General features: G+C 42.4%; 27 protein-coding genes and 1 pseudogene. 25 read left to right on the plus strand and 3 right to left on the minus strand.

Annotated features, from left to right (window positions below):
- The 15 genes from secY to rpsI all read left to right on the plus strand — a co-directional run bounded on the left by secY (position 1) and on the right by rpsI (position 10,170).
- Positions 1-1,296, plus strand: coding sequence for a preprotein translocase subunit SecY (gene secY / locus SC79_RS18905; RefSeq protein WP_039076399.1), 1,296 nt, complete (start codon positions 1-3; stop codon positions 1,294-1,296).
- 54 nt (positions 1,297-1,350) lie between these two features.
- The gene (locus SC79_RS18910) at positions 1,351-2,004 is read left to right on the plus strand and encodes an adenylate kinase (protein ID WP_019713058.1); all 654 of its coding nucleotides are present in this window, start codon (positions 1,351-1,353) and stop codon (positions 2,002-2,004) included.
- Positions 2,001-2,747, plus strand: a complete 747-nt coding sequence (gene map, locus SC79_RS18915) for a type I methionyl aminopeptidase (protein WP_039076400.1) — start codon at positions 2,001-2,003, stop codon at positions 2,745-2,747. Before SC79_RS18910 ends, map begins: the two co-directional genes overlap by 4 nt.
- Positions 2,748-3,059: 312 nt before the next feature.
- Entirely contained in the window at positions 3,060-3,278 is a 219-nt protein-coding gene (infA, locus tag SC79_RS18920; protein WP_003156508.1) for a translation initiation factor IF-1, read from the plus strand.
- Between the two features lie 33 nt (positions 3,279-3,311).
- Positions 3,312-3,425, plus strand: a complete 114-nt coding sequence (gene rpmJ / locus SC79_RS18925) for a 50S ribosomal protein L36 (RefSeq protein ID WP_003156543.1) — start codon at positions 3,312-3,314, stop codon at positions 3,423-3,425.
- 22 nt (positions 3,426-3,447) lie between these two features.
- Positions 3,448-3,813, plus strand: coding sequence for a 30S ribosomal protein S13 (gene rpsM / locus SC79_RS18930; protein WP_003156545.1), 366 nt, complete (start codon positions 3,448-3,450; stop codon positions 3,811-3,813).
- A gap of 20 nt (positions 3,814-3,833) precedes the next feature.
- The gene (gene rpsK, locus SC79_RS18935) at positions 3,834-4,229 is read left to right on the plus strand and encodes a 30S ribosomal protein S11 (RefSeq protein ID WP_010332782.1); all 396 of its coding nucleotides are present in this window, start codon (positions 3,834-3,836) and stop codon (positions 4,227-4,229) included.
- A 176-nt stretch (positions 4,230-4,405) separates the two neighbouring features.
- On the plus strand, positions 4,406-5,350 hold the full coding sequence (locus tag SC79_RS18940; RefSeq protein ID WP_003225835.1) for a DNA-directed RNA polymerase subunit alpha: 945 nt from the start codon (positions 4,406-4,408) through the stop codon (positions 5,348-5,350).
- Between the two features lie 75 nt (positions 5,351-5,425).
- The gene (rplQ, locus tag SC79_RS18945; protein ID WP_003225836.1) at positions 5,426-5,788 is read left to right on the plus strand and encodes a 50S ribosomal protein L17; all 363 of its coding nucleotides are present in this window, start codon (positions 5,426-5,428) and stop codon (positions 5,786-5,788) included.
- A 131-nt stretch (positions 5,789-5,919) separates the two neighbouring features.
- On the plus strand, positions 5,920-6,765 hold the full coding sequence (locus SC79_RS18950; protein WP_039076401.1) for an energy-coupling factor ABC transporter ATP-binding protein: 846 nt from the start codon (positions 5,920-5,922) through the stop codon (positions 6,763-6,765).
- Positions 6,741-7,610 carry an energy-coupling factor ABC transporter ATP-binding protein gene (locus SC79_RS18955; RefSeq protein WP_039076402.1) on the plus strand — a complete coding sequence of 290 codons (870 nt, stop codon included), beginning with the start codon at positions 6,741-6,743 and terminating at the stop codon, positions 7,608-7,610. The genes SC79_RS18950 and SC79_RS18955 overlap by 25 nt, the downstream gene beginning before the upstream one ends.
- Complete coding sequence (locus SC79_RS18960; RefSeq protein WP_039076403.1) at positions 7,607-8,404, plus strand: energy-coupling factor transporter transmembrane component T family protein; 798 nt, start codon at positions 7,607-7,609, stop codon at positions 8,402-8,404. Before SC79_RS18955 ends, SC79_RS18960 begins: the two co-directional genes overlap by 4 nt.
- Before the next feature lie 10 nt (positions 8,405-8,414).
- A complete protein-coding gene (gene truA / locus SC79_RS18965; RefSeq protein WP_039076404.1) occupies positions 8,415-9,158 on the plus strand; it encodes a tRNA pseudouridine(38-40) synthase TruA in 744 nt (247 codons plus the stop codon).
- Positions 9,159-9,319: 161 nt separating this feature from the next.
- Positions 9,320-9,757 (plus strand): 50S ribosomal protein L13, encoded by a 438-nt coding sequence (gene rplM, locus SC79_RS18970; protein ID WP_003225844.1) that lies wholly within the window; start codon positions 9,320-9,322, stop codon positions 9,755-9,757.
- 20 nt (positions 9,758-9,777) lie between these two features.
- Positions 9,778-10,170, plus strand: coding sequence for a 30S ribosomal protein S9 (gene rpsI, locus SC79_RS18975; RefSeq protein WP_003225846.1), 393 nt, complete (start codon positions 9,778-9,780; stop codon positions 10,168-10,170).
- 92 nt (positions 10,171-10,262) lie between these two features.
- Here rpsI and SC79_RS18980 read toward each other — a convergent pair whose 3' ends face one another.
- Positions 10,263-11,003 (minus strand): gamma-glutamyl-gamma-aminobutyrate hydrolase family protein, encoded by a 741-nt coding sequence (locus tag SC79_RS18980; RefSeq protein ID WP_039076405.1) that lies wholly within the window; start codon positions 11,001-11,003, stop codon positions 10,263-10,265.
- Between the two features lie 150 nt (positions 11,004-11,153).
- Between SC79_RS18980 and SC79_RS18985 the strand changes: the two genes are divergently transcribed.
- The 9 genes from SC79_RS18985 to salA all read left to right on the plus strand — a co-directional run bounded on the left by SC79_RS18985 (position 11,154) and on the right by salA (position 20,093).
- Complete coding sequence (locus tag SC79_RS18985; protein ID WP_039076406.1) at positions 11,154-12,731, plus strand: glutathione ABC transporter substrate-binding protein; 1,578 nt, start codon at positions 11,154-11,156, stop codon at positions 12,729-12,731.
- A gap of 91 nt (positions 12,732-12,822) precedes the next feature.
- Positions 12,823-13,746 (plus strand): glutathione ABC transporter permease GsiC, encoded by a 924-nt coding sequence (gene gsiC / locus SC79_RS18990; RefSeq protein WP_039076407.1) that lies wholly within the window; start codon positions 12,823-12,825, stop codon positions 13,744-13,746.
- 15 nt (positions 13,747-13,761) lie between these two features.
- Positions 13,762-14,634, plus strand: a complete 873-nt coding sequence (locus SC79_RS18995; protein WP_039076408.1) for an ABC transporter permease subunit — start codon at positions 13,762-13,764, stop codon at positions 14,632-14,634.
- An 11-nt stretch (positions 14,635-14,645) separates the two neighbouring features.
- Positions 14,646-15,644 (plus strand): ABC transporter ATP-binding protein, encoded by a 999-nt coding sequence (locus tag SC79_RS19000; RefSeq protein ID WP_039076409.1) that lies wholly within the window; start codon positions 14,646-14,648, stop codon positions 15,642-15,644.
- Entirely contained in the window at positions 15,634-16,611 is a 978-nt protein-coding gene (locus tag SC79_RS19005; RefSeq protein ID WP_039076410.1) for an ABC transporter ATP-binding protein, read from the plus strand. The genes SC79_RS19000 and SC79_RS19005 overlap by 11 nt, the downstream gene beginning before the upstream one ends.
- A gap of 146 nt (positions 16,612-16,757) precedes the next feature.
- Positions 16,758-17,525 (plus strand): class I SAM-dependent methyltransferase, encoded by a 768-nt coding sequence (locus tag SC79_RS19010; RefSeq protein WP_039076411.1) that lies wholly within the window; start codon positions 16,758-16,760, stop codon positions 17,523-17,525.
- 197 nt (positions 17,526-17,722) lie between these two features.
- Positions 17,723-18,166 carry a YbaK family protein gene (locus SC79_RS19015; protein ID WP_039076412.1) on the plus strand — a complete coding sequence of 148 codons (444 nt, stop codon included), beginning with the start codon at positions 17,723-17,725 and terminating at the stop codon, positions 18,164-18,166.
- 59 nt (positions 18,167-18,225) lie between these two features.
- A complete protein-coding gene (gene cwlD / locus SC79_RS19020; protein ID WP_039076413.1) occupies positions 18,226-18,939 on the plus strand; it encodes an N-acetylmuramoyl-L-alanine amidase CwlD in 714 nt (237 codons plus the stop codon).
- Positions 18,940-19,034: 95 nt separating this feature from the next.
- Positions 19,035-20,093, plus strand: a complete 1,059-nt coding sequence (gene salA, locus SC79_RS19025; protein WP_039076414.1) for an iron-sulfur carrier protein/transcriptional regulator SalA — start codon at positions 19,035-19,037, stop codon at positions 20,091-20,093.
- A gap of 38 nt (positions 20,094-20,131) precedes the next feature.
- Here salA and gerD read toward each other — a convergent pair.
- A pseudogene (gene gerD / locus SC79_RS19030) lies at positions 20,132-20,690 on the minus strand (spore germination lipoprotein GerD).
- Between the two features lie 109 nt (positions 20,691-20,799).
- On the opposite strand from gerD, the gene kbaA reads away from it, so the two are divergent.
- Positions 20,800-21,396, plus strand: a complete 597-nt coding sequence (gene kbaA, locus SC79_RS19035; RefSeq protein WP_039076416.1) for a KinB-signaling pathway activation protein — start codon at positions 20,800-20,802, stop codon at positions 21,394-21,396.
- Here the strand turns inward: kbaA and pdaB are convergent, their stop codons facing one another.
- Positions 21,397-22,161 (minus strand): polysaccharide deacetylase family sporulation protein PdaB, encoded by a 765-nt coding sequence (pdaB, locus tag SC79_RS19040; RefSeq protein ID WP_039076417.1) that lies wholly within the window; start codon positions 22,159-22,161, stop codon positions 21,397-21,399.
- Positions 22,162-22,574 lie beyond the last annotated feature (413 nt).

Raw genomic sequence — 22,574 nt, forward strand, 5'->3', positions numbered from 1 at the left:
TTGTTTAAAACAATCTCCAACTTTATGCGTGTGAGTGATATCAGGAATAAAATCATATTCACTTTACTCATGCTTATCGTCTTTCGCATAGGTGCGTTTATTCCTGTGCCTTATGTTAACGCTGAAGTGTTACAGGCACAGTCTCAAATGGGTGTTTTTGATCTCCTTAATACATTTGGCGGCGGTGCGCTTTACCAATTTTCTATTTTCGCAATGGGAATTACTCCTTATATCACGGCTTCGATCATCATTCAGCTGCTTCAGATGGATGTGGTGCCGAAGTTTACCGAGTGGTCTAAGCAAGGTGAAGTTGGCCGCCGTAAATTAGCTCAGTTCACAAGGTACTTTACGATTGTACTTGGTTTCATCCAAGCGTTAGGTATGTCATACGGATTCAACAATCTGGCAAACGGTATGCTGATCGAAAAATCCGGTGTATCGACATATCTTATTATTGCTTTAGTGCTCACTGGCGGAACTGCCTTTTTAATGTGGCTTGGAGAGCAAATTACGTCTCATGGAGTAGGCAACGGAATATCGATCATTATCTTCGCGGGGATTGTGGCTAGTATTCCAAAAACGATTGGACAAATATATGAGACTCAATTTGTCGGCAGCGACGATCAGTTGTTTATTCATATTGTGAAAATCGCACTTCTTGTGATTGCGATTTTAGCAGTTATTGTTGGAGTTATTTTCATTCAGCAAGCCGTACGGAAAATTGCGATTCAATATGCTAAAGGCACAGGTCGTTCACCTGCTGGCGGTGGACAGTCTACTCACCTTCCATTGAAAGTAAACCCTGCAGGGGTTATTCCGGTCATCTTTGCAGTTGCGTTTTTGATAACGCCGCGGACGATCGCTTCATTCTTTGGAACAAACGATGTGACAAAGTGGATTCAAAACTACTTTGATAACACACATCCGGTGGGTATGGCGATATATGTTGCGTTGATTATTGCCTTTACGTACTTTTATGCTTTTGTACAGGTTAATCCTGAACAAATGGCTGATAACCTTAAAAAACAGGGTGGCTATATCCCGGGGGTTCGTCCAGGGAAAATGACTCAAGATAGAATTACGAGCATTTTGTATCGACTTACGTTTGTGGGTTCTATATTCTTAGCCGTGATTTCCATTCTTCCTATCTTTTTCATTCAATTCGCTGGATTGCCTCAAAGTGCACAAATTGGCGGAACATCTTTGTTAATTGTTGTCGGGGTAGCCTTAGAGACAATGAAACAACTAGAAAGCCAGTTGGTGAAACGAAACTACCGTGGATTTATGAAAAACTAGAGGAAATGGATTTATCCATTCCCTCTTAATAAAGAGAGGACGGGGGAAATCCGAATGAACTTAGTCTTAATGGGGCTTCCTGGTGCCGGTAAAGGTACACAGGGCGAACGAATTGTTGAGGATTATGGGATTCCTCATATCTCAACAGGAGATATGTTCCGTGCTGCTATGAAAGAAGAAACACCACTCGGACTCGAAGCAAAATCTTATATTGATAAGGGAGAGCTCGTACCTGACGAAGTCACAATCGGAATTGTCAAAGAAAGACTTGGCAAAGATGATTGTGAAAGAGGTTTTCTTCTGGACGGATTTCCGCGAACAGTCGCTCAAGCCGAAGCTCTTGAAGAAATTCTTGAGGAATACGGCAAGCCGATTGATTATGTCATTAACATTGAAGTCGACAAAGACGCTCTAATGGAACGTCTGACTGGACGCAGAATTTGCAGTGTTTGCGGCACAACCTATCATTTAATCTTTAATCCGCCGAAAACGCCGGGTGTTTGTGATAAAGACGGAGGCGAACTCTATCAACGGGCAGATGATAATGAGGAAACCGTCTCTAAACGGCTTGAGGTAAACATGAAGCAAACTCAGCCTTTACTCGATTTTTATTCTGAGAAAGGTTATCTTGCAAACGTGAATGGCCAACAGGACATTCAAGACGTTTATGCAGATGTGAAGGATCTTCTTGGAGGATTAAAAAAATGATTATCTGTAAAACCCCACGTGAACTTGATATCATGCGGGAAGCAGGGCGAATCGTGGCTTTAACTCATGAAGAGTTAAAAAAGCACATTAAACCAGGAATCTCGACAAAAGAATTGGATCAAATTGCCGAACGTTTTATTAAGAAGCAGGGTGCAATCCCATCTTTTAAGGGGTATAATGGGTTTCGCGGGAGCATTTGCGTATCAGTTAATGAAGAACTCGTTCACGGTATTCCTGGCAGCAGGGTGCTAAAGGACGGAGACATCATCAGTATTGATATCGGTGCTAAATTAAATGGTTATCATGGTGACTCTGCATGGACATATCCGGTAGGAAACATCAGCGATGCTGACAAAAAACTTCTGGAAGTGACAGAGGAGTCTTTATATAAAGGCTTGCAGGAAGCAAAACCAGGTGAACGTTTGTCGAATATTTCCCACGCAATACAAACGTATGTCGAAAATGAGCAGTTTTCAGTTGTTAGGGAGTATGTTGGACATGGTGTTGGTCAAGACTTGCATGAGGACCCGCAAATTCCTCATTACGGTCCGCCCAACAAAGGACCACGGCTTAAACCTGGCATGGTTCTCGCTATTGAACCTATGGTGAACGCTGGCAGCCGCTACGTGAAAACATTGGCTGATAACTGGACGGTTGTAACGGTAGATGGGAAAAAGTGTGCTCATTTTGAACATACAATTGCGATTACGGAAACGGGTTTTGATATACTGACGAGAGTCTAGGTGATGAAAATAATTCCGAAGACAGGTGTTTTTTTCAGGCTTGATAGGGCAGAAAGTTTGGATGAACACTGGCAGGACCGAATTCATCTTGCTGTTGTCATTGGAATTGTTACCCATCATCATTGTACTAACAACAGACGGAGAAAAGCGTACATTTCATTCTCCTGAGAAAAAAATATCAATCATTTAACCCTTTATGATTGCGTATCTCCGGAAGTTCAGAACAGTATAAACGAAACAGGGCGTGTGACAAACTTCTTTTGAAATTTGTCAGAAAGCAAGTTACTGATTTGAAGAAGGGAGAACACTTGAATGGCGAAAGACGATGTAATTGAAGTGGAAGGTACTATAGTCGAAACACTGCCAAACGCGATGTTCAAAGTTGAACTTGAGAATGGCCACACTGTTTTGGCTCACGTATCTGGTAAAATCCGCATGCACTTCATTCGCATTTTACCTGGAGACAAAGTTACGGTAGAATTATCTCCATATGACTTAACTCGTGGCAGGATTACGTACCGTTACAAATAAAGCACTCCGGAAACTGAAGGAGGTTGGAAACACATGAAAGTGAGACCATCAGTTAAACCAATCTGCGAAAAATGTAAAGTTATTCGCAGAAAAGGAAAAGTAATGGTGATCTGTGAAAATCCAAAGCATAAACAAAAACAAGGATAATTTATAAGGAGGTGCCCAGAGAATGGCTCGTATTGCTGGTGTAGATATCCCACGTGACAAACGTGTTGTTATTTCTTTAACATATGTCTTCGGAATTGGCCGTACAACGGCTCAGCAAGTCTTGAAAGAGGCTGGTGTTTCAGAAGATACTCGTGTGCGTGATCTTACTGAAGAAGAACTTGGTAAAATCCGTGATGTTATTGACAAACTGAAAGTAGAAGGTGACCTTCGCCGTGAAGTTTCTCTTAACATTAAGCGTCTGATCGAAATCGGAAGCTACCGCGGAATCCGCCATCGCAGAGGATTGCCTGTTCGCGGACAAAACTCTAAAAACAATGCGCGTACTCGTAAAGGTCCGCGTCGTACTGTAGCTAACAAGAAAAAATAAGTAAGGGAGGTACCTAAACAATGGCTGCTGCTCGTAAATCTAACACGCGTAAACGTCGCGTGAAAAAGAATATTGAGTCTGGAATTGCTCATATTCGTTCAACTTTCAATAACACGATCGTTACGATCACTGACACTCATGGTAATGCTCTTTCTTGGTCTAGTGCTGGAGCTCTAGGATTCAGAGGTTCTCGTAAATCTACTCCTTTTGCTGCGCAAATGGCTGCAGAAACAGCTGCTAAAGGTTCAATCGAACATGGTCTTAAAACTCTTGAGGTTACTGTTAAAGGCCCTGGTTCAGGCCGTGAAGCTGCAATTCGTGCACTTCAAGCTGCTGGACTAGAAGTCACTGCTATCAGAGACGTAACTCCTGTTCCTCATAACGGATGCCGTCCACCAAAACGTCGCCGCGTGTAATTTGTTTGTATAGATTTTGTGTCCCTGTCAATAATGGGTTATGATACAGTTATTTATGAAACGAATGCACCGACTCGTTGCCTGAGCACATACGGGACTAAACAATGGGGAATTTCGGATGGAATCTCATATGATTCTATTCGAGGTTTCGACGTTTTGAAGGAGGGTTTTAAGTAATGATCGAGATTGAAAAACCAAAAATCGAAACGGTTGAAATCAGCGACGATGCCAAATTTGGTAAGTTTGTCGTAGAGCCACTTGAGCGTGGATATGGTACAACTCTGGGTAACTCCTTACGTCGTATCCTCTTATCCTCACTCCCTGGTGCCGCTGTAACATCAATCCAGATAGATGGTGTACTGCACGAATTCTCGACAATTGAAGGCGTTGTGGAAGATGTTACAACGATTATCTTACACATTAAAAAGCTTGCATTGAAAATCTACTCTGATGAAGAGAAGACGCTAGAAATTGATGTACAGGGCGAAGGAACTGTAACGGCAGCTGATATTACACACGATAGTGATGTAGAGATCTTAAATCCTGATCTTCATATCGCGACTCTTGGTGAGAATGCGAGTTTCCGAGTTCGCCTTACTGCTCAAAGAGGACGTGGGTATACGCCTGCTGACGCAAACAAGAGAGACGATCAGCCAATCGGCGTGATTCCGATCGATTCTATCTATACACCAGTTTCTCGTGTATCTTATCAGGTAGAGAACACTCGTGTAGGCCAAGTTGCAAACTATGATAAACTTACACTTGATGTTTGGACTGATGGAAGCACTGGACCGAAAGAAGCCATTGCGCTTGGTTCAAAGATTTTAACTGAACACCTTAATATATTCGTTGGTTTAACTGACGAAGCTCAGCATGCTGAAATCATGGTTGAAAAAGAAGAAGATCAAAAAGAGAAAGTTCTTGAAATGACAATTGAAGAATTGGATCTTTCAGTTCGTTCTTACAACTGCCTAAAGCGTGCGGGTATTAACACGGTTCAAGAGCTTGCGAACAAGACGGAAGAAGATATGATGAAAGTTCGTAACCTAGGACGCAAATCACTTGAAGAAGTGAAAGCGAAACTAGAAGAACTTGGACTCGGACTTCGCAAAGACGATTGACTAGTTTCCCATGTGAACTAGGATTTTCGTGTGTTTATTATCAGAACAGCATTCCAATAAAGGAGGGGACATCATATGTCATACAGAAAACTAGGACGTACGAGTGCACAGCGTAAAGCTATGCTTCGTGATCTTACAACTGATTTGATCATCAATGAAAGAATCGAAACAACTGAAACACGTGCGAAAGAACTTCGCTCTGTAGTTGAAAAAATGATCACGCTTGGCAAACGCGGCGATCTTCACGCTCGCCGTCAAGCTGCTGCATACATCCGCAACGAGGTTGCTAACGAAGAAAATAACCAAGATGCACTTCAAAAATTATTCTCTGACATTGCAACTCGTTACGAGGAGCGCCAAGGTGGATACACACGTATTATGAAGCTTGGTCCTCGCCGTGGTGACGGAGCACCAATGGCAATTATCGAATTGGTTTAATATCACATATTTTTGTGTATCTAAAGAAGGGCGGGACAGTTTCTAACTGGATCTATGCCCTTTTTTTAGATACTGCAACTTTTTATATAGAGAGAATAGCAGAGCGTTAGCTGAGAGGAGGCCGGTTTTCCATGAATCAAAATCAGTTGATATCGGTAGAGGATATCGTATTTCGATATCGGAAAGACGCAGAAAGACGGGCACTAGACGGCGTCTCACTGCAGGTGTATGAGGGTGAATGGCTTGCTATTGTAGGTCATAACGGTTCAGGGAAATCAACACTGGCCCGGGCTTTGAATGGCTTAATCCTTCCTGAATCAGGCGACATTGAGGTTGCTGGGATTCAATTGACAGAGGAATCCGTTTGGGAAGTGCGTAAAAAGATTGGTATGGTCTTTCAAAATCCGGACAACCAATTTGTCGGAACGACGGTTCGCGATGATGTGGCTTTTGGTTTAGAAAACAATGGTGTACCGCGGGAAGAAATGATTGAGAGAGTAGACTGGGCAGTAAAACAGGTGAATATGCAAGATTTTCTCGATCAAGAGCCGCACCATCTCTCCGGGGGCCAAAAGCAGAGAGTTGCGATTGCGGGAGTGATTGCCGCACGTCCTGATATTATGATCTTAGATGAAGCAACATCTATGCTTGACCCGATCGGGCGAGAAGAAGTGCTTGAAACGGTAAGGCACTTAAAGGAACAGGGCATGGCTACTGTCATTTCTATCACACATGATTTAGATGAAGCAGCAAAAGCAGACCGGATCATTGTGATGAATGGCGGGAAGAAATATGCCGAAGGGACGCCTGATGAGATTTTTAAATTGAATAAGCAACTTGTTCAAATCGGGCTTGATTTACCCTTCTCATTCCAGCTCAGCCAGCTTTTACGGAAAAATGGACTGGCGCTGGAGGAAAATCATTTGACTCAGGAAGGGCTGGTGAAAGAGCTATGGACATTACAATCAAAGATGTAGAGCATCGTTATCAGATGAAGACGCCGTTTGAGCGCCTTGCACTGTATGACATCAATGCATCGATTAAAGAAGGAAGCTATGTAGCCGTTATCGGGCATACAGGCTCTGGCAAGTCCACTCTTCTTCAGCACTTGAATGGCCTACTGAAACCGACAAAGGGACAGATTTCACTAGGCAGCACTGTTATCCAGGCAGGGAAAAAGAATAAACAGCTGAAAGCCCTTCGTAAAAAAGTCGGAATCGTTTTCCAATTTCCTGAGCATCAATTATTCGAAGAAACAGTTCTCAAAGATATTTCGTTCGGACCTATGAATTTTGGTGTGAAAAAAGAGGCTGCTGAACAAAGAGCGAGAGAGATGCTAAAGCTCGTTGGTTTATCAGAAGAGCTTCTGGACAGATCGCCTTTTGAATTAAGCGGGGGACAAATGCGCAGAGTTGCAATTGCCGGCGTACTTGCAATGGACCCTGAAGTGCTTGTTTTGGATGAACCGACTGCTGGGTTGGATCCAAGAGGACGAAAAGAGATAATGGACATGTTTTATGAGCTCCATCAACGGGGGAACCTGACGACGATCCTTGTAACACACAGCATGGAAGACGCAGCTGCATACGCTGATGAAATGATTGTCATGCATAAAGGAACGATACAAGCTTCAGGCAGTCCGCGTGATTTGTTTTCAAAAGGTGAAGAGATGGCTGGCTGGGGGCTGGACCTTCCGGAAACGATCAAATTTCAAAGGCAGCTTGAAGCTGCACTTGGCGTTACATTTAAAGAGCCTATGCTCACCATTGAAGAGGCTGCTAGTGAAATCCGTACTCTCTTTCAGGGGGAGAAAACCTTATGATGGACAGCATGATTATCGGCAAGTATGTACCGGGCTCTTCACTTGTGCATCGGCTTGACCCCAGAACAAAACTCATCACGATCTTTTTATTTGTTTGTATCGTATTTTTGGCCAATAATGTGCAGACATATGCGCTGCTTGGATTGTTTACAATGGGTGTCGTTTCTTTAACACGAGTTCCTTTCCCTTTTTTGCTAAAAGGGTTAAAGCCTATCATCTGGATTGTCCTTTTCACGTTCCTTCTTCACATATTCATGACACACGAAGGACCGGTTCTCTTTCAATTAGGTGTTTTCAAAGTCTATGAGGGCGGTTTGGTTCAAGGGATATTTATTTCTCTTAGATTCGTTTATCTCATATTAATCACAACCTTATTAACACTGACGACAACTCCGATTGAGATTACCGATGGAATGGAACAGCTGCTGAATCCATTTAAAAAAATAAAACTTCCTGTTCACGAGCTCGCTCTTATGATGTCCATTTCATTACGGTTTATCCCGACCTTGATGGAGGAGACAGATAAGATCATGAAGGCTCAGATGGCGAGAGGCGTTGATTTTACAAGCGGCCCTGTCAAAGACAGAGTGAAGGCGATTGTACCCCTTCTTGTCCCTCTCTTCGTCAGTGCATTCAAACGCGCTGAAGAGCTTGCGGTGGCAATGGAAGCAAGGGGTTATCAAAGCGGAGAGGGACGCACGAAATACAGAAAGCTTGTATGGACAGGAAAAGACACTTCTGTCATTGTCAGCTTGATGGTATTGGCTGCTTTGTTATTTTTGTTAAGGGCTTAGAGGTGCTGGTATGAGAATGAAATGCACGATTTCTTATGACGGACATTTGTTTTATGGTTATCAGGTTCAGCCAGGCAAACGAACGGTTCAAAACGAACTGGAGAAGGCTTTAGCTGTCCTGCATAAGTCGAAAGAAAGAATTCCGGTCGTTTCGTCAGGAAGAACAGACAGCGGGGTTCACGCAGCCGGACAGGTGATCCATTTTGATACACCACTGTCTATCCCGGCAGAGAGATGGCCGTATGCCTTAAATGCACTGCTTCCGGACGACATCGCAGTCAAACAGGCAGAAATTGCGGATGATGGGTTCCATGCACGATTTAGCGCAGTGAAAAAAGAATATCGCTACTTTGTTTACACGGAGAAACACCCGGACGTATTTAAACGGCATTACACTTACCATTTTTCATATCACCTTAATGTGCAGAACATGAAAGAAGCGGCAACGCATCTTTTAGGGACACATGATTTTACGAGCTTTTGCGCGGTGAAAACAGAAGTACAGGACAAGGTAAGGACGATTTACGAACTTGATTGGACTGAGACGAATGACGGCCTGCAAATGCGGATCATAGGCAGTGGTTTCTTATATAATATGGTTAGAATTATAGCGGGTACTTTGCTTGATGCAGGTATTGGTAAAATTTCTCCCGATGATGTGAAGTCTATGCTGGAAGCGAAGGATCGCGAAGCAGCAGGGCGCACAGCGCCGGGGCACGGGCTATATTTATGGAACGTTTGCTATGACAACTAAACCAGGTGTGTAATATTTTCTTGACAGAGTCTGCATAAAGTTATAAGATATCATATGGTATGTATTTCAACCCCACGATAAGCCCCGGAACTTATTGTGTTGTGAAATAGAACGTAATCGAAGTTTATTGAAAATGACAGATCATTTAGGAGGGAAATTCAATGCGTACAACACCTATGGCTAACGCAAGTACTATTGAACGCAAGTGGTTAGTTGTTGATGCTGCTGGCAAGACTCTAGGACGTCTTTCTACAGAAGTTGCATCTATCCTTCGCGGGAAACACAAACCAACTTATACACCGCACGTTGATACAGGAGATCATGTGATCATCATCAACGCTGAAAAAATCGAGTTAACTGGTAAAAAGTTAACTGACAAAATCTACTACCGTCACACTCAACATCCAGGCGGATTAAAATCAAGAACTGCTCTTGAAATGCGTACAAACTACCCTGAGAAAATGCTTGAGCTTGCTATCAAAGGCATGCTTCCAAAAGGTTCTCTAGGTCGTCAAATGTTCAAGAAATTGAACGTATACCGTGGTTCTGAGCATCCACATGAAGCACAAAAACCTGAAGTTTACGAACTTCGCGGTTAATTAAAAAGGAGGTTACCAATTTGGCACAGGTTCAATATTACGGTACTGGCCGTCGTAAAAGTTCTGTAGCGCGTGTGCGCTTAGTTCCAGGAGAAGGTCGTATCGTCGTTAATAATCGTGAAATCAGCGAGCACATCCCATCTCCAGCTCTAATCGAAGATATCAAACAACCATTAACTTTGACTGAAACAGCTGGTACTTATGATGTTTTAGTAAACGTACATGGAGGCGGCTTATCTGGTCAAGCTGGAGCAATCCGTCATGGTATCGCTCGTGCTTTGCTTGAAGCAGATCCAGAATACCGTGCAACACTTAAACGTGCAGGTCTTCTGACTCGTGACGCTCGTATGAAAGAACGTAAAAAATACGGTCTTAAAGGCGCTCGTCGTGCACCTCAGTTCTCAAAACGTTAATTTTGCGTTTTCAAAGCTCTCAACCTTGCGTTGGGAGCTTTTTTATATGTTCAAAAAAGCAGAAGCCTGTATGAATGCTTCTGCTTTTTGCTTTATAAAACGACCGCTTTTTGCTGCTCAGCTTTCTCCACTAAAGTTTCGAATAACTTCAGCATGAGCGGATACCCTTTTGTCAACATCTCTGGATGCCACTGAACCCCAAGCACAAATGTGCTGCTCTCCATTTCGATTGCTTCAATGACTTTATCTCGTGCCCGTGCAGATATGAGAAACCCGGGAGCCACATCTTTAATCGCTTGGTGATGGAACGAATTGACCAGCGCTCTATCCCCAAATATAGAATGGAGGTGCGTACCCGTTTGAATGTCAATGGTATGAGTGGGAACCTCGGTATTATTGTACTGATCATGTTTAATAGAGGCATTCTCAATATAAGATAGATCCTGGTAAATAGAGCCGCCAAACGCGACATTCAAAATTTGCAATCCTCTGCAAATGGCAAATACGGGTTTGCCGGCTGCTATGGCTTTTTTTATTAGTAATTGATCAAATTCATCTCGCTCGGGAAAAACTGAACCTTGTTTAGCAAGAGGCTCCTCACCATACAGGAGGGGATTAACATCATGTCCTCCTGACATCACAAGCCCATCTATTTGCTGTATCATCTGATCGATCGTTTCTTCATCATTTACAACAGGCACGATAAAAGGGACGCCTCCCGCATCTAAAACAGATTGAACGTATGTATCATTCACATAGGCGCGCTTGTAACCTGGGAAACGCCCGCCTTGATCAATGATGATACTTCCTGATATGCCGATAACAGGTTTCATCTATAATCATTCCTTCCAACTGACTCTACTGCAGACTGCCATAAAGCTCATTAAACTGATCAGCATTATTGACAATCTCACGCTTCTCTTGTAGTATACACTATTGTTCAATTAGTTTAAATTTTAACAATTTTATATGGGGGGTTTAAAGTGAAAAAGCGGTTTATATTCAGCTTATCATTTGTTCTCATAGCCAGTATTTTCTTAGCGGCGTGCGGCAACAACGATAAAAATGATAAAGCTTCAGAGAGTAAGGGTTCATCTCGTGATACATTCACGGTTGCTTTAGAAAGTGATGTGACAACGCTTGATCCTCATGATACAAACGATAATGCCTCTTATACGGCTGAATCAGCTATTATGGAAGGACTTTTAGGCTTTGATAAGGATAACAAAGTCATTCCCGTCCTAGCCGAAAGCTATGAGGTAAACAAAGATTCGACTGAGTTCACATTCAAACTGAAGAAAGGAATCAAGTTCCAAGACGGAACGGCCTTTAATGCCGAAGCGGTGAAAACGAACATTGACCGTCTTGCCGATCCTGACTCCAAGCTAAAACGACATAGTTTATTTGAGCTAGTAAAAGAAACGAAAGTAATAGACGATCATACAGTGCGTGTGACTTTACGTAAGCCATTTGCGGCCATGATCAACAACTTTGCCCATCCGGCAGCTATGATGATCAGTCCTGATGCGATTAAAAAATATGGCGATAAAGTATCACAGCACCCGGTCGGAACAGGACCGTTTACATTTGAAAAATGGCAGCACGGCGAATATCTTAAATTAACTGCCAATAAAGATTACTGGAACAAGGACCTTCCAAAGGTACATAACATGGTCTTTAAGCCTGTTCCTGAAAATGGGGCACGAATTGCGATGCTTCAAACGGGAGAAGCCGATTTCATCTATCCGGTACCACCGACAGATACAAAAACGATTGAGAACACCGACGGACTGTCATTGGTTACAAAGCCGTCTTTAATTGTGAAGTACTTTTCAATGAATACAATGAAAAAGCCTTTTAATGATGTGAAAGTCCGCCAGGCTATTAACTATGCAATTGATAAAGAAGCTTTCCTGAAAGTTGTATATAACGGATATGCTTCTGAAACGAAGTCATCTATTGCACCTGATACACAGTTTTACGCTGAACAAACACCATACGAATATAACATCAAAAAAGCAAAGCAGCTTTTAAAAGAAGCGGGTTATCCAAATGGGTTTGAGGCAACAATCTGGGGCGGAAACAGCTCTGATAAGGTTAAAATGATGGAATTTTATAAACAGCAGCTTGATAAAGTAGGAATTACATTAAAAACAGTTCCTATGGAAAGCGGTACAATCGGGGATAAAATCTGGGGCGTTACAAATGCGAAAGATGCTGATCTAGAGCTTTATAATGGCGGATGGTCTCCGTCTACTGGTGATGCCGACTGGGGTCTCCGTCCAGTCTTTGGCGGAGAAGAAGCATTCCCGCCGAATTCTTATAACACGTCTTACTACCAAAGTGATACTGTAAACAGTCTTCTGAACCAAGCGTTACAAACTTCTGACACGGCGAAACGCAAAGAATTATATGGAAAGGCACAGCAACAGATTTGGGAAGATGCGCCATGGGTTTTCCTTGCTGTACCAGATTTAATTTATGCGAAAAAAGAAAGTGTCGATGGAGTGGTAATGCAGCCATCAGGTGTGATGGATGTTCGCGGGGCAGAAAAAAAATAATGCTGGCGCTTGGGTGACGCCCATCCAGCGTGTTCCGGAGGCAGACTCATATGGGTCAGCCTCCTTTTATTGAAGTCAAGGAGGGCGCCAAATGATAAAGTACTCAATCAAACGTTTATTGCTGATGATTCCTCTCTTGTTCATTATTACTGTTATTGTCTTTATGTTCGTGCATATGATTCCCGGAGACCCTGCCCGGTTAATCGCAGGCAGTGATGCAACAATTGATGAAATCAAATTAGTTAGAGAGAAATATGGTTTAGATCAGCCTTTATATCAACAATACATCTCATATATGTCCAATCTCTTTCAAGGAGATCTAGGAACCTCTATTCAGGCAGGAAGACCTGTGGCAGAGATGCTGTCTGAACGGTTTATGCCGACATTTTGGCTGACAGTTGTCAGCATGTTTTGGTCACTGCTATTCGGAATTCCGATCGGCTTAGTTTCAGCTGTCAAAAGAAACAAGTGGCAGGATCATGCGACAATGATTTTTGCCGTTTCTGCGATATCTATTCCTTCTTTCTGGCTGGGGCTTATGCTTATGCAGCTGTTTTCCGTTCAGTTAGGCTGGCTTCCTACAGGGGGAATGGACTCCTGGAAACATTATATTCTCCCTTCTATTACGCTAGGAGCAGGAGTCGCAGCTATTATTGCCCGCTTTACAAGATCCGCAGTCATGGATGTGTTAAAGAATGATTATATCCGGACGAGCAGAGCCAAAGGCCTGCACGAATATACGGTTCTTATGAAACATGCCTTTAGAAATGCAATGATTCCGGTCGTCACGATGACTGGATTACAGTTCGGGTTTATGCTGAGCGGATCAATCATTACAGAAACGTTATTCAGCTGGCCTGGATTGGGGCGTCTATTAATTAATTCAATTGTGTCAAGGGATTATCCCGTTATACAAGCTGAACTTTTATTATTTTCTTTTGAATTTCTACTCATTAATTTAATCGTTGATTTGTTATATGGCTGGCTGAATCCGAAAGTACGCTACGGATCATAGGAAGGAGGATCACAAATGGAGATAAAGCATGTTGAGAAGCCGGCAAAAAGCAGCAGGTTCCACGATTTTTGGATTTCTTTTAAGAAGCAAAAGGTATCAATGATATCCGCTGTATTTCTTTTCCTATTATTTTTTGTCGCATTATTCGGCCAGTATCTTGTGCCATATGACCCTGCAAAAGTCGATTACGGCCAATTATTTTTAAAGCCTTCAGCGGCTCATTTGGCGGGAACTGACGCATACGGAAGGGATATCTTCAGCAGAATCTTAGTAGGAGCCAGAATTTCGTTATTTGTTGGTTTGTCTTCTGTTTTTTTGGGAGCTTTAGCCGGAAGTGCACTTGGCGTTATAAGCGGCTATTTTGGTAAATGGATTGATAGTTTGATTATGAGATTTTGCGATATTTTATTAGCTTTTCCGGGGATGCTGCTGGCCATTGGAATTATCGCAATCCTAGGAACAGGTTTAATGAATGTAGTCTTTGCAGTTGCTATATTCAGCGTGCCTGTATTTGCGCGGATTGTTCGAAGCAGTGTGCTGGAGATGAAATCAAGCCTGTATGTGGAAGCGGCAAAATCAACAGGTGCTAAAGATACACGCATTATTCTTAAACACATTTTACCGGGTACGTTCTCAACGATTATTGTGTATTTCACAATGAGAATCGGTTCCGCTATTTTAATAGCGGCAGGACTTAGTTTTTTAGGATTAGGAGCAGATCCCTCTACTCCTGAATGGGGCGCTATGCTGAGTGATGGGCATAACTACTTAAACACAGCTCCGCATGTGACGGTTTTTCCGGGACTTGCAATCTTTCTCACCGTTTTAGCTTTTAATCTGCTTGGTGATGGACTCCGGGACGCGCTTGATCCTAAGATAAAGGATTAGGAGGTAAAAGAATGAAACCGATATTAAACGTCAATCAGCTACGGACGAGCTTTTTTGTAAACGGTAAGGAAATTCCTGCAGTTGACGGAGTTGATTTTACGATAAATGAAAGTGAAATTTTAGGTATTGTAGGGGAATCCGGGAGCGGAAAAAGCGTCACCTCTTTATCCATTATGAAACTGTTAAAAGACACACCGGGAAAGATCGTTGGCGGATCAATTCATTTTGACGGCAGAGACCTCTTAGCTCTCTCAGAAAAAGAAATTCGGGAACTGAGGGGAAATGAGATCGCCATGATATTCCAAGAGCCGATGACTTCATTAAATCCCGTTCTAACGATAGGGAATCAGCTAAGAGAGGCGATTAAAAAGCACTTCAACTATTCACGCAAAAAAGCGGATCAACATGCAGTTTCAATGTTGACACAAGTCGGTATTTCAAGGGCTGATGAAATTTTACAGCAGTACCCTCACCAGTTGTCCGGGGGAATGAGACAACGCGTCATGATCGCCATGGCCATGTCTTGTTCGCCTAAATTATTAATTGCCGATGAACCTACAACAGCGCTTGATGTGACGATTCAAGCCCAAATACTAGATGTCATGAAAGATATGCAGGAGAAACACGGCACATCGATATTGTTGATCACACATGATCTTGGCGTCATCGCTGAAACGTGTGACCGAGTGGCTGTAATGTATGCAGGGAGAATTGTAGAACAAGGTTCGGTTTATGATTTGTTTGATGATCCAAAGCATCCGTATACAAAAGGGCTGCTGGAATCCATTCCTCGAATCGGCAAGCGGCAGGAACGGTTGCATTCTATCCAAGGCAATGTTCCGATGGCAGAGGATTGGCCGTCCGGATGCAAATTTGCATCACGTTGTCCGTTTGTCTTTGATAAATGCCTGAAAAAAGAGCCGCCATTGCTAAACGTGGGGGAAGGAAGAACAAGCCGATGCTGGCTGAATGAAAATGAGGGAAAGGAGGAGCCAGCATATGAATCATGAGCCTTTAGTTGAAGTGAAACATTTGAAAAAAATCTTTTCTGATTCATCGGGCCTTTTTAAAAAATCAAAGGCCGTGAGAGCGGTGGATGATATCTCATTTACAATTAATCGCGGAGAAACTTTCGGCCTTGTCGGAGAGAGCGGATGCGGTAAGTCAACAACCGGACGGATGTTGATGAAGCTGCTGGAGCCTACAGAAGGCAGTATTCTATTTAACGGACAGGATATTACGAACATGAATGAGAAAGACGTTCGTAATTTGCGAAAAGACTTTCAAATGGTATTTCAAGATCCTTATGCCTCATTAAATCCCAGAATGAGAGTGAAAGAAATCATTGAAGAACCGTTGATTGTTCATGGACTCATGACTTCTTCTGAACGTGAAAGAAAAGTGCATCAACTTTTGGATACCGTGGGGCTGTCCCGTCAGCACGGCAGTCGTTTTCCGCATGAATTCAGCGGCGGGCAAAGGCAAAGAATCGGCATCGCCCGGGCTCTGGCTGTAAATCCGAAGCTGATTATTGCAGATGAGGCTGTTTCCGCACTCGATGTATCGATTCAGTCGCAGATACTGAATTTGATGAAAGACCTGCAGAAGGAATTTGGTTTAACTTATTTGTTTATAGCGCATGATTTAAGTGTTGTTGATTTTATAAGCGACCGTATTGGCGTGATGTATCTTGGCAAACTGGTTGAAGTTGGAGATCGCGATTCAATTATACAGAATCCGAAACATCCGTATACAAAAGCGCTGCTCTCAGCTGTCCCGATCCCTGACCCACATCGCAGAAAGGAACGCATTGAGCTTAAAGGTGATTTACCTAGCCCTTCGAATCCGCCGGCCGGCTGTCCGTTTCATACCAGATGCCCAGCTGTCATGGATCAATGCAAAACAGAGATGCCAATGCTAAGCAATATGTCTGAGCAGCATCAAGTATTTTGCCACTTATATGATTCAAAAAAATGATATGATAGTCACTAGTCAAAAAAATCACATCTCCTTTGTGATTTTTTTGCGTTATTATGAACTTTTTTCAAAATATGCAAAGGGAAAGCGATATCAATCTAGAAATATTTGTTATACTCTATACATTAAAGTAAGGAGAACGATTCATGAATGTGTTAGTAGATCATAATAGCAAAGCCTGGGATCAAAAAGTAGAAACAGGCAATGAATGGACTGTTGCTGTTGAGCAGCATGTCATTGAACAAGCGAAAAAAGGCAATTGGGATATAAGGGTAACACCAATGAAAGATGTACCGAGAGATTGGTTTCCCCCTGTCAATGGGCTGAAAGTGCTCTGTTTAGCATCAGGTGGCGGGCAGCAGGGCCCGATTTTGGCAGCCGCAGGAGCGGATGTCACTGTATTAGATAACTCGGAAAAGCAGTTGGATCAGGATAGAATAGTTGCTGAGCGCGATGATCTTAGGATACATACTGTCAAAGGGAGTATGGACGACCTCAGTCAATTTCAGGATGAATCATTCGATGTCATTGTACATCCTGTTGCCAATGTTTTTGTTGAGAATGTCCTTCCGGTCTGGAAAGAAGCGCACCGTGTGCTAAAAAGAAACGGCACTCTAATCTCAGGTTTTGTCAATCCCGTTGTATTTCTGTTTGATGTAGAATTAGAACAGCAAGGTATTTTAAAAGTAAAACACTCTATTCCATATGCCGACTCAGAAGATCTTCCAAAATATAAAGTGAAAAAACTGATTGAAAATAATGAAGCTCTAGAGTTCGGCCATTCGTTAGAAGACCAAATCAAGGGCCAAATTGATGCCGGTTTTATTGTCACTGGTTTTTATGAAGATAAAGGCGGTTTTGTATTGGACCAGTATATTCATACATATTCTGCAACAAGAAGTGTGAAAGTATGAAAAGCAGCGACCTGTTAGAGGGGCTGCTTTTATAATGCTTATTGGAAGAACATTCGTTCCCTATCCTGCAGAAAGCTGCTAAATCCTCTTCCTTTTATCAATCCCTGCACCTTCATTTGGGCGAATTTCCAACCGAATTCGGGCATGGTATCACGTTTGAAACCTCAAAATAACCGGTAAAAGGAGAGTGAATTTGTATGGCAGAGGTACTGTCTTTTATGGATGTGAAACGCCAAAAGGATTATGAATTAGAAAAGAACTTGCTCAAAGAACTCTCACTGAGACAAATTATTCTGTCTGTTAAGGACTGTTTGGAACCATTATTCCCATTTCTACATGATGAAAGAGATATTATCAGCGAAGGCTGTATTGATTTTGCGATAGAAGCTTATTTGTTGGGTGGGCGTTTTGGGATTTTCGGCTACTACGGAGAATCCATGCAGAGCATCAGTGCCCGCTCAGCAAGTGAAGAAGAAGAGCTGCGTATGGAGTTTTTTGATTATCTCTATAATTGGATACACGAGCAATACGCAAATTTTGATAAAAATACGGTTTATGAAGCAGCGCGAAAGTTCATTAAAGACTGGTGGACAGAGGGAGTTGTCCAAAGAGAAAAACAGTGTAAGCTTCGCATGCGATAATCATAATTCCCGGCCCTGTCCCATAGTTATGTAGTAACGGACAAGCGGGAGGGGAAGGGATGAGGAAAAAGCTTAAATGGCTCGGTTTTTTGCTAGGCTTCATCGTTTTACTATTTCTATTCAAGTATCAGTTCAGCAATAACGATTCATGGAAGCCGTGGAGTCTGCCCCTGAGCGGGAAAATTATTTATCTGGACCCCGGTCATGGAGGTCCTGACGGAGGAGCAGTCGGCGGAAAGCTGTTAGAGAAAGATGTAACGCTTGAAGTGGCCTTTAGAGTCAGGGACTACCTTCAGGAACAAGGGGCGCTTGTCATCATGACTAGGGAGAGTGATGTCGATCTCGCTCCAGAAGGAACGAAGGGCTATAGCAGGCGAAAAGCGGAAGACCTAAGACAGCGAGTCAAATTAATAAACCATTCAGAGGCTGAACTGTATATCAGCATTCATCTCAATGCGATTCCATCACAAAAGTGGAGCGGAGCCCAAAGCTTTTATTTCGGGAAATATGAAGAAAATGAAAAAGTTGCGAAATACATTCAGGATGAATTGAGACGAAACCTGGAAAACACAACCCGGAAAGCAAAGCGGATTCATGGTGTCTACTTAATGCAAAACGTCACCAAACCCGGAGCACTTATAGAAGTCGGATTTTTATCTAATCCAAGTGAAGCAAAGCTGCTCGGAAAATCGAAATATCAGGACAAGGTGGCATCTTCCATATATAAAGGCATTTTGCGATATTACACGGAAAAAGGAGACCCTCCAGAGTAAAGGAGGGTTTTCTTATGGTTTCAAGCATAAGACACCTGCCATTTATGTATGATATAATAATGCCTGAAAACGAATACACAAAAGGGTGAGGTTCGATGATAAGAGAAGATGAAGTAAGAAAACTAGTCGGTGAAATGCGCGAACCTTTTCTTCAAAGACCTCTGGGAGAATTGGATGCCGTAAAGGAAATTAAAATAAAGCCAGAAAAACGGCATATCAGTGTAAAAGTCGCTCTTGCAAAGACCGGGACTGCAGAGCAAATGCAGATTCAGCAAGAGATCGTAAACGTCTTAAAAGGGGCAGGCGCCGAGACGGTCGGCCTTCGATTTGAAGAGCTTCCTGAGGAAACGATTGCTAAGTTCCGAGCGCCGTCAGCTGAGAAAAAAACATTGCTAAATATGGATAATCCGCCAGTCTTTCTAGCTGTAGCAAGCGGAAAGGGCGGTGTAGGCAAGTCAACTGTGTCAGTAAACCTTGCGATTTCTCTGGCTCGTCTTGGGAAAAAGGTCGGTTTAATTGATGCGGATATTTATGGTTTCAGTGTGCCGGATATGATGGGCATCACTGTGCGTCCGACTATTGAAGGAGAGAAACTTCTTCCTGTTGAACGCTTCGGGGTAAAGGTGATGTCGATGGGCTTTTTCGTAGAAGAAAATGCTCCGGTCGTATGGAGAGGGCCAATGCTTGGCAAGATGCTGAACAACTTTTTCCATGAAGTAGAGTGGGGAGAAGTAGACTATATTGTTCTTGATCTTCCGCCTGGAACAGGGGACGTTGCTCTCGATGTACATACAATGCTTCCGAGCTGCAAAGAAATCATCGTATCAACGCCGCATCCTACAGCTGCTTTTGTCGCAGCTAGAGCGGGTTCTATGGCCATTAAAACTGATCATGAAGTCGTTGGCGTCATAGAGAACATGGCTTATTACGAAAGCGCTAAGACAGGAGAAAGAGAGTATGTCTTTGGTAAAGGCGGCGGAGATAAACTAGCTGAGGAATTGAATGTGCCTTTGCTTGGCAGAATCCCGTTGAAACAGCCTGATTGGGATAAGGAACAATTTGCCCCTTCTGTATATGACAAAAGCCATCCTATAGGAGAAATATATCAGGACATCGCTAAAAAAATAGATGCAAAAATGTCAGTGCAAGTATAAAAAAGGGCGAACCGGGATTCTAAATCCCGGCTTTCCCTTTATTCGCTTTCTTTAGCCGTTTCTTTTGCTGCTTTTTTTCAGCTCATCTTCGAACTGTTTTTTGTAAAGCGGACTAGAAAGCGTTTCGTTAATAACCTCTTCTAAGTAACTGCGGAATTCTTGGCTTTTTGCCAATTGGCTGTACTTTTTATTCATGCCTGGATCCTGCATGACGTCCATCAACATCTTCTGGTAATCCGGGTCCTTCATCAATTTTTTAATCACTTTTTCATGTTCTTTTTGAAGGGTTTTCGAAAACCCTTCGGCAAAATCAGTGTCTTCAAAGATGTTTTTCCAAAATTCTTCACCTTTTTTAGAAGTGAGTGTTTTTTCTATCGTTCCTTTAATCGCATCTTGGTCAATCACCAGCGCTTCATTCATCGCATCATCGTTTAATAATTCCTTAATGGCTTTCTTTCCATCATCAGTTTTTAATATATCAACAACCATTTTTTTGGTCTGATCATAGTCCATATCCGCTGCTTGGTCTTTTGGAGCACAAGCTGTTACAGATAATAACAAAAAACAGCTCATCAATAGCGTTTTGGCTTTTGACATGCTTAAGCTCCTTTCACATACTTGTCTTACTTTTAATATGATTCATCTCTTTGGAATTATACATAACAAAATATCGCGGTATGCGATTTTTGAGGGGTTGATTAAAGAAATGAAAAGCCGTGGTTTGGTTCGTTTTTTCTTTTCTATATTAGCTGTCGGAGCGGTTATCACGAGTATTGTGGGTTTTGCTTTAAAGTGGGGAGAATATAAGGGGCTGTTTCTTGCCTTCGAAGCGGGGCAGATTTTTTCTGTTTTGTTCTGGTTTGTCGGGGTAGGCATGATTTTTAGTGTGATTAGCCAAATGGGTTTCTTCGTGTTTTTGACAGTTCACCGGTTTGCGCTTGAGATATTAAGATCATCATCCTTATGGAATTTACTTCAGTTGTTTTTCATCTTGTTTGTAGTTTTTGATTTAATGTATGTGCGGTTCTTATTTTTTGGAGAAAGCGGAGAATCGCTGACTGGCTATGCGTGGTTACCAATATTTTTACTGATCTTTGGGGTGGTAACAGCTTATATAAAGCAAAAGCAGTCCTCTAAGAAAACGTTTGTGTCATCGTTGTTTTTAATGGTTGTGATTACTGCATTAGAATGGTTTCCTGCGTTAAGAGTAAATGATGAGGACTGGCTTTATTTAATGCTTTTTCCGTTAATGGCGTGTAATGCTTTCCAATTACTGATGCTGCCGAGGTTTGCAGCGAAGTAATTACTTTATCTCTGAGGATTTGGCATCAGCATTTGCAATGAGATCACCTACGGTTACATTTTTTAACCCTTTTTCTTTTAGCTGATGGATGATATCAGGCAACGCTTCTTCTGTTTGTTTTGCCGAGTCGGAGGCGTGTAAAAGAACAATGTCTCCTCCGGAAACCTGCTTGGTCACATTATCGATAATTTTTTCAACCCCGGGATTAGTCCAATCCTGAGAGTTTATACTATAATGAACAACCGTATAATTGTATTGCTTAGCGACCGTTAGTACATTCTTATTGAACTGTCCGGTAGGGGGTCTTAATAGCTGTATGTCTTTGACCCCTAACTTTTCAAAGGCAGTTTGCGCACGGTTAATGTCCTTTTTTATTTGGCTGCTCTCTAAATTGGCATAGTTTTTATAAGCATAGCCCATGCTCCCTATTTGATGGCCGTCCTTTACGATACGCGCTACTGTGTCGGGGTGGCGTTCAGCCCAGGAAGCGGAAAGAAAAAACGTCGCATTTCTAATTCCATTTGCTTTCAGAGTATTAAGTATAGGTTCTGCTTTTTTATCACCCCAGCTGATATCAAAAGTAAGGGCAACGTCTTGCGAATCTGTTTCTCCTTTATAAATGGCTTTAGGTCCGGTTTCAGTTGAAAACACGGGAAGCGGAACAGCTCTTTGGATATAAAAAAAGCTGGCTGCTGCAAATGCGGCGATAAGTATAATGATAAATTGTTTCACTCGTTTAATGTGCCACACATAGAAGTGGTTCACTGAGATGCCTCCTTATCTTGTCCATCATTCTTGTACTACATCTTATGATCAGGGCTGATTGAATATAACCGTCAAAATGTCTCTTTGTATAAAGCTAAATTAGGTGTTGACCTTTTGATAATATCCGTGATATATTATTATTCGTCGCTGATAAGCCAGCCGACAACAATTAAAAGCTTCATTAAATGCTTTGAAAAAAGTTATTGACTTAAAAGAAGCTGAATGTTATAGTAATAAAGCTGCTTCGTTAAGCGGCAGCAATGATCTTTGAAAACTAAACAAGACAAAACGTACCTGTTAATTCATTTTTTTATAAATCGCACAGCGATGTGCGTAGTCAGTCAAACTAGGCCTGCACGATGCAGGTCACACAGGTGTCATCGCAAGATGCGGTGAACTTAACCTGTGATCCA

Origin of the sequence: Bacillus sp. MSP13 (genome assembly GCF_000815295.1) — a bacterium.
Classification (GTDB): Bacteria; Bacillota; Bacilli; order Bacillales; family Bacillaceae; genus Bacillus; species Bacillus vallismortis.

What these genes read in the sequence shown, in the direction of transcription:
- truA (WP_039076404.1), top strand. Translation starts at nt 8,415, where the DNA reads ATGAGAATGAAATGCACGATTTCTTATGACGGACATTTGTTTTATGGT.
- map (WP_039076400.1), top strand. Translation starts at nt 2,001, where the DNA reads ATGATTATCTGTAAAACCCCACGTGAACTTGATATCATGCGGGAAGCA.
- kbaA (WP_039076416.1), top strand. Translation starts at nt 20,800, where the DNA reads ATGAAAAGCCGTGGTTTGGTTCGTTTTTTCTTTTCTATATTAGCTGTC.
- SC79_RS19015 (WP_039076412.1), top strand. Translation starts at nt 17,723, where the DNA reads ATGGCAGAGGTACTGTCTTTTATGGATGTGAAACGCCAAAAGGATTAT.
- SC79_RS18960 (WP_039076403.1), top strand. Translation starts at nt 7,607, where the DNA reads ATGATGGACAGCATGATTATCGGCAAGTATGTACCGGGCTCTTCACTT.
- SC79_RS18940 (WP_003225835.1), top strand. Translation starts at nt 4,406, where the DNA reads ATGATCGAGATTGAAAAACCAAAAATCGAAACGGTTGAAATCAGCGAC.
- rpmJ (WP_003156543.1), top strand. Translation starts at nt 3,312, where the DNA reads ATGAAAGTGAGACCATCAGTTAAACCAATCTGCGAAAAATGTAAAGTT.
- SC79_RS18950 (WP_039076401.1), top strand. Translation starts at nt 5,920, where the DNA reads ATGAATCAAAATCAGTTGATATCGGTAGAGGATATCGTATTTCGATAT.
- SC79_RS19000 (WP_039076409.1), top strand. Translation starts at nt 14,646, where the DNA reads ATGAAACCGATATTAAACGTCAATCAGCTACGGACGAGCTTTTTTGTA.
- rpsM (WP_003156545.1), top strand. Translation starts at nt 3,448, where the DNA reads ATGGCTCGTATTGCTGGTGTAGATATCCCACGTGACAAACGTGTTGTT.
- infA (WP_003156508.1), top strand. Translation starts at nt 3,060, where the DNA reads ATGGCGAAAGACGATGTAATTGAAGTGGAAGGTACTATAGTCGAAACA.
- SC79_RS18980 (WP_039076405.1), bottom strand. Translation starts at nt 11,003, where the DNA reads ATGAAACCTGTTATCGGCATATCAGGAAGTATCATCATTGATCAAGGC.
- salA (WP_039076414.1), top strand. Translation starts at nt 19,035, where the DNA reads ATGATAAGAGAAGATGAAGTAAGAAAACTAGTCGGTGAAATGCGCGAA.
- SC79_RS18955 (WP_039076402.1), top strand. Translation starts at nt 6,741, where the DNA reads ATGGACATTACAATCAAAGATGTAGAGCATCGTTATCAGATGAAGACG.
- rplM (WP_003225844.1), top strand. Translation starts at nt 9,320, where the DNA reads ATGCGTACAACACCTATGGCTAACGCAAGTACTATTGAACGCAAGTGG.
- SC79_RS18995 (WP_039076408.1), top strand. Translation starts at nt 13,762, where the DNA reads ATGGAGATAAAGCATGTTGAGAAGCCGGCAAAAAGCAGCAGGTTCCAC.
- rplQ (WP_003225836.1), top strand. Translation starts at nt 5,426, where the DNA reads ATGTCATACAGAAAACTAGGACGTACGAGTGCACAGCGTAAAGCTATG.
- cwlD (WP_039076413.1), top strand. Translation starts at nt 18,226, where the DNA reads ATGAGGAAAAAGCTTAAATGGCTCGGTTTTTTGCTAGGCTTCATCGTT.
- gsiC (WP_039076407.1), top strand. Translation starts at nt 12,823, where the DNA reads ATGATAAAGTACTCAATCAAACGTTTATTGCTGATGATTCCTCTCTTG.
- SC79_RS18910 (WP_019713058.1), top strand. Translation starts at nt 1,351, where the DNA reads ATGAACTTAGTCTTAATGGGGCTTCCTGGTGCCGGTAAAGGTACACAG.
- SC79_RS19005 (WP_039076410.1), top strand. Translation starts at nt 15,634, where the DNA reads ATGAATCATGAGCCTTTAGTTGAAGTGAAACATTTGAAAAAAATCTTT.
- SC79_RS19010 (WP_039076411.1), top strand. Translation starts at nt 16,758, where the DNA reads ATGAATGTGTTAGTAGATCATAATAGCAAAGCCTGGGATCAAAAAGTA.
- rpsK (WP_010332782.1), top strand. Translation starts at nt 3,834, where the DNA reads ATGGCTGCTGCTCGTAAATCTAACACGCGTAAACGTCGCGTGAAAAAG.